The following is a 4,719-nucleotide window of genomic DNA, read 5'->3' on the forward strand; positions in this document are numbered from 1 at the left end:
CAATGGTAGCAATTTTTCCTCAAACCAACAGTGGATTAAAAGATTTTTATGGTAGTGAAGCTTTAAATGAAAATAACTTAGTTTGTAAAGCTATTAAAAAAATTAAAGATAGATACAAAAATGAAATTGGTATTATGACAGATGTTGCTTTAGACCCTTATACTTCACACGGACATGATGGAATTTTAATGGACAAAAAAATTCTTAATGATGAAACAATAGAAATATTAATTCAACAATCTATATTACAAGCTCAAATGGGTAGTGATGTTATTGCGCCATCAGATATGATGGATGGGCGTATTGGCGAGATAAGACAAGAGCTTGACAATAATCAACTTAAAGAGATTAAGATATTATCTTATGCAGTAAAATACGCATCTTCATTTTACGGTCCTTTTAGGGATGCGGTCGGATCAAAAAAATCTTTAAAAGGTGATAAGAAAACATACCAGATGGACTTCAGTAATTCTGAAGAAGCTTTAAGAGAAATAGCTTTGGATATAAAAGAAGGTGCAGATCTTGTGATGGTCAAACCTGGTCTTCCCTATCTTGATATAATCAAAAAAGTAAAAGAAAATTTTAAAATACCAGTATTGGCTTACCAGGTTTCAGGTGAATATAGCTTATTAATGAATGGTATTAACAAAAAATTAATAAGCGAAAATTCTATTTATGAAACACTTATGTCTTTTAAAAGAGCTGGTTCAAATGCAATTATTTCTTATTTTGCAGACAGAATAGACAAAATTATTAAAAATTAAAATTTAAAATCATCTATAAATTTTTTCCTTTGATAAGGAAAATTAATATTATTAGGTAAAAAAAGATTTGTTTGTAAATATTCACTTATGAGATTTAGACCATCAATTATATCTTGATTATTAACATCATATTCTTTTTTAGAAATAATAAAATTGGGTACCTTAATTCGTTTTAAATTAGTGTTGATATAAAATTCATTTTTCCCATTATTCTCTTTTTTTGCATATCTTTTTATATCTAAATCAAAACCAATTAATCTTAAAAATTCAAGTTCCCAAAAAACATAATTGAAATACCAATTTTCTTTTTCTAGAATTAAAAATAATTTATGAACCAACTCATAAATTGATATATTCTTTTGATTTTCCACAGTTAGTAGTTTTATTAAGTTTAAAGCCGCGTCAATACAATATAAGGATCTTTTTTGATCAAAAAAAATTGGAGTATTTACTTTTAATATTTCAACTTTAAAATAACCAAAACTTTCATTACTTTTTGAATTATAATTTAGATGAAGCTCGTTACCAATTTGTAAATAATTTTTAATTTTTTTAGATGATGCTCCAAATATAAGGCCGGAACATTTCCCATGATTTCTTGTGTAAAAGTGAACAATTATAGAATTTTCTTGAAATTTATTCTTTGATAGTAAAATACCTTTATCAGTCCAGTTCATTTTTTAAAGTGTCTAATAATTTTAGAGCAGCTTTTTGTTCTGCCTCTTTTTTTGAATTACCTACTCCTAAATATTTTTTTGAATCTTTTATTTTCACTGAAACTTTTATAACAGGTTTATGTCTTGGTCCCTTATTTTCTATAACTTTATAAATTGGAAGTGTTTTATGTAATTTAAGTGAATATTCCTGAAGCATCGTTTTAGGATCTCTATAAATTGTTAGTTTTTCATTTAAAAATCTTTTCCAATAATCTAAAATAAACTTTTCTGTTACATCTAATCCTTGATCCAGATATAACGCACCTACAATTGACTCGACTGTATCTGCTAAAATTTTATTCTCAATTTTCGAAGTATTTTTTTTGTCACCTACTAAAACGTAATCTTTTAAGGATAAATAATTTGAAATTTCAACACATCTTTTCTTGTTTACTAATGATGCTAACTTTTTATCAAGATCACCTTCTTTATCTTTTGGAAACAATTTATATAAATTCTTTGATATAACTAATCCCAACACTCTATCGCCTAAAAATTCCAATTTTTCATTGTTATTTAATGGATTATTACTTTTGTGCGTCAAGCTTTGCAGCAAAAGATTTTGATTTTTAAATTTAATACCTATAATTTTCTCAAAAGAATTTAAACTTTTTCTCATTATTTTATTTTTTTAAACAATCTGTCCAATCTAAAACTTTTTTTCCATTTCCAAAACTCAATAAGTCTTCCTATTTTTTTGTCTGTTGAAAAAAAGATAAATCTAGCTTTACCAACAATATTATCGCGGTGTACATAACCAACGCTTGTTAAAAAATCGACTATCCTTTGAGCAATCTCTATTATCTCCTAAAAAAAAATAATGATTATCAGGTACAACAAATTCGTCTGAATTTTGATAAGATCCAAAATTATTATAAGCAGTTAAATATTTCTTATTTTCAATTTTTTCTTCAAAAAGATTTGTTTCTAAAACTCTACCACCACAATATATTTCCATTTCTGAACTTATTTTTGATTTAAGGATTTCAACATCGTTTAGATATAGATTACCATCTATAAATTGAATCTTATCTCCCGGTCCACCTATAAGTCTTTTAATGTAATCGGTTCTATTATCAGAAGGAGTCTTGAACACAATAATGTCTCCTCTTTCAGGTTCGTTAAAAAAAATACGTTTTTTAATGGGCCCTAAACTAAAAGGAAATGAATGCTTGCTATATCCGTAAGTATATTTAGTTACAAAAATTCTATCTCCTACTAGCAGAGTAGGTTCCATCGATGATGATGGAATATAAAAAGGTTGAATTAATAAAGACCTAATTATTATAGCAATTATTAAAGCATAAAAAATAGTTTTGATGTTATCTATAATTTTTTGTTTCATTTAATCTTTTGAGTTATAACGTATGCAACTGAATATTCTCTTTCATCTGATAATGACAGAAAAATTTTAACTTTTTTCAATTTAAGTTTTCTTTTTAATATGATTTTTAGGTTATTGCTTAATGTAAGATAAGGTTTACCACCTTTTTTTTTTTGAAACATTTATATCTTTAAAATTTATATTATAAGCAAAACCAGTACCAAGAGATTTTACGAAAGCTTCCTTAGCAGCGAATCTTTTTGAAAAAAACAAAACTTTCTGTTTAATTTTTTTTGAGTCTTTTATTTCACTAGATGTGAATATTCTGTAAATAAATTTTTTGTTTTTAATAAGTTTTTTTATACGACTATTTTTAACAATGTCTGTTCCTACACCAAAAATATTCAAAGTCATCTTACGATCTTTTTGAATCTTTTTATAATACTGGGCATACCAGACTCTAAACTTTCACCTATGATAAAATGGCCAATATTAAATTCTTTGATATATGAGATTTTTCTTAAAATTTTTGTTGTTTTAAAATCTAATCCGTGTCCAGCATGAACTTCAATACCATTTTCGAACGCTAACTTGCTAGCATGTTTAATTCTCTTTAGTTCATTAGAAAATTTTGCACCTTTTTTAACTAAAATTGATATTTTTCCTGTATGAAGCTCAACACATTTTGTTCCTATCCTTTTTGATAATTCAATATTTTGCTTTGAAGGATCTATAAATAAACTTGTTCTAATTTTAGCCTTATTAAGTCTGGATATTATTTTTTTTAGATTCTTAAAATTTTTTTTTAAATCTATTCCCCCTTCTGTGGTAATTTCTTTTCTTTTTTCAGGTACTATACAAACATAATTTGGCACATTTCTAAGGGCAATTTTTAACATTTTATTATTACATGCCATTTCTAAGTTTAACTTAATTCTTTTTTTACAAAGTTTTTTTAAATCTAAATCTTTAATATGTCTTCTGTCTTCTCTTAAATGAACTGTTATAGAGTCGGCTCCTGAATTAATAGCTATATCAGCAAATTTTAAAATATTTGGATGATTTTCTCCTCTTGCATTTCTTAACGTAGCTACATGGTCAATATTGACACCGAGTTTAGACATTATCTTAGATATCTACTTCCTGGTTTTGTTATTTTAATATTCTTTAAAGAAGTTGGCAATTTATTTCTCTTGTAAACAGGAATATCAAGTTTTACTTGAGATATAATTTTTTTTGAAATTGATGATTTTTTAGATCTGTCAATTAAACATGCTATTCCAACAAATCTACCGCCAAACTTATTAATCAATTTTACACATTCCATAGATGATTTTCCCGTAGTAATTACATCTTCAACGATTAGTACTTTCGCTTTCTTTTTAATATAAAAACCTCTTCTAAGTTTAAATTTTTTATCTACCCTCTCACAAAAAATTGTTTCTTTTTTTAATATTCTTCCTATTTCATAACCAATAATGACGCCTCCCATTGCTGGGGATAGAATTATGTCAAAACTTTTGACATTTTTTTTAATTTTAGATGCTAGAGAACTAATAAATTTTTTAGATTGATTTGGTTTACTCAAAAGTTTGGCGCATTGAACATATTGAGGCGAATGTAGTCCAGACGAAAGTACAAAGTGACCCTCTAAAAGAGCATCAGTTTTTTTTAAAACCGCCAAAGAATTTTTTAAAGAAAGCATATTTTTTGTTTTTATGTCTAATAATTTTAAATTTATACTCTCTTTGTTTTAACTCACTTATCAATTTTGTAAAGTTTTTGAGATCTGAAATAATTAAGTTAAATCGAAAATTAATAGAAGTTTTTGTCTTTTCCACCATTTCAACACTAGAAATATTTACATGATTTTCTCCAATCATAGTAGTTACTATACCCAATACTCCAGGTTTAT

Annotated in this window: 8 protein-coding genes and 1 pseudogene; 1 reads left to right on the plus strand and 8 read right to left on the minus strand. The window is 26.1% G+C overall.

Annotated features, from left to right (window positions below):
* The coding region (gene hemB / locus AMN84_RS01675; RefSeq protein ID WP_075482827.1) for a porphobilinogen synthase at nucleotides 1-764 on the plus strand (764 nt) is incomplete at its 5' end.
* On the opposite strand, the gene recO is transcribed toward hemB, so the two are convergent.
* The 8 genes and pseudogenes from recO to AMN84_RS01710 all read right to left on the minus strand — a co-directional run.
* Nucleotides 761-1,441, minus strand: coding sequence for a DNA repair protein RecO (gene recO / locus AMN84_RS01680; RefSeq protein ID WP_075482829.1), 681 nt, complete (start codon nucleotides 1,439-1,441; stop codon nucleotides 761-763). The two genes, hemB and recO, sit on opposite strands and share 4 nt — an antisense overlap.
* Nucleotides 1,428-2,099, minus strand: coding sequence for a ribonuclease III (gene rnc, locus AMN84_RS01685; RefSeq protein ID WP_075482831.1), 672 nt, complete (start codon nucleotides 2,097-2,099; stop codon nucleotides 1,428-1,430). The genes recO and rnc overlap by 14 nt, the downstream gene beginning before the upstream one ends.
* Nucleotides 2,099-2,825 (minus strand): annotated as a pseudogene (gene lepB, locus AMN84_RS01690) (signal peptidase I). Before lepB ends, rnc begins: the two are co-directional and overlap by 1 nt.
* Entirely contained in the window at nucleotides 2,822-2,986 is a 165-nt protein-coding gene (locus tag AMN84_RS05130; protein ID WP_256998143.1) for a holo-ACP synthase, read from the minus strand. Before AMN84_RS05130 ends, lepB begins: the two are co-directional and overlap by 4 nt.
* Nucleotides 2,961-3,212, minus strand: a complete 252-nt coding sequence (gene acpS, locus AMN84_RS05135) for a holo-ACP synthase (protein ID WP_256998144.1) — start codon at nucleotides 3,210-3,212, stop codon at nucleotides 2,961-2,963. Before acpS ends, AMN84_RS05130 begins: the two co-directional genes overlap by 26 nt.
* Nucleotides 3,213-3,214: 2 nt before the next feature.
* Nucleotides 3,215-3,928, minus strand: a complete 714-nt coding sequence (locus AMN84_RS01700) for a pyridoxine 5'-phosphate synthase (protein ID WP_075482833.1) — start codon at nucleotides 3,926-3,928, stop codon at nucleotides 3,215-3,217.
* Nucleotides 3,928-4,509 carry an orotate phosphoribosyltransferase gene (gene pyrE, locus AMN84_RS01705; protein ID WP_075482835.1) on the minus strand — a complete coding sequence of 194 codons (582 nt, stop codon included), beginning with the start codon at nucleotides 4,507-4,509 and terminating at the stop codon, nucleotides 3,928-3,930. Before pyrE ends, AMN84_RS01700 begins: the two co-directional genes overlap by 1 nt.
* On the minus strand, nucleotides 4,466-4,719 hold a 254-nt coding region (locus tag AMN84_RS01710), incomplete at its 5' end, for an ACT domain-containing protein (RefSeq protein WP_306452622.1). The genes pyrE and AMN84_RS01710, both read right to left, overlap by 44 nt.

This window comes from Candidatus Pelagibacter communis, assembly GCF_001180105.1.
In the GTDB taxonomy this organism is placed as follows: Bacteria; Pseudomonadota; Alphaproteobacteria; order Pelagibacterales; family Pelagibacteraceae; genus Pelagibacter; species Pelagibacter ubique_K.

Bases quoted from the DNA above. Each gene is read 5' to 3' on its own strand.
- pyrE (WP_075482835.1), bottom strand. From the start codon at position 4,509: ATGCTTTCTTTAAAAAATTCTTTGGCGGTTTTAAAAAAAACTGATGCT.
- AMN84_RS05130 (WP_256998143.1), bottom strand. From the start codon at position 2,986: ATGTTTCAAAAAAAAAAAGGTGGTAAACCTTATCTTACATTAAGCAAT.
- AMN84_RS01700 (WP_075482833.1), bottom strand. From the start codon at position 3,928: ATGTCTAAACTCGGTGTCAATATTGACCATGTAGCTACGTTAAGAAAT.
- rnc (WP_075482831.1), bottom strand. From the start codon at position 2,099: ATGAGAAAAAGTTTAAATTCTTTTGAGAAAATTATAGGTATTAAATTT.
- recO (WP_075482829.1), bottom strand. From the start codon at position 1,441: ATGAACTGGACTGATAAAGGTATTTTACTATCAAAGAATAAATTTCAA.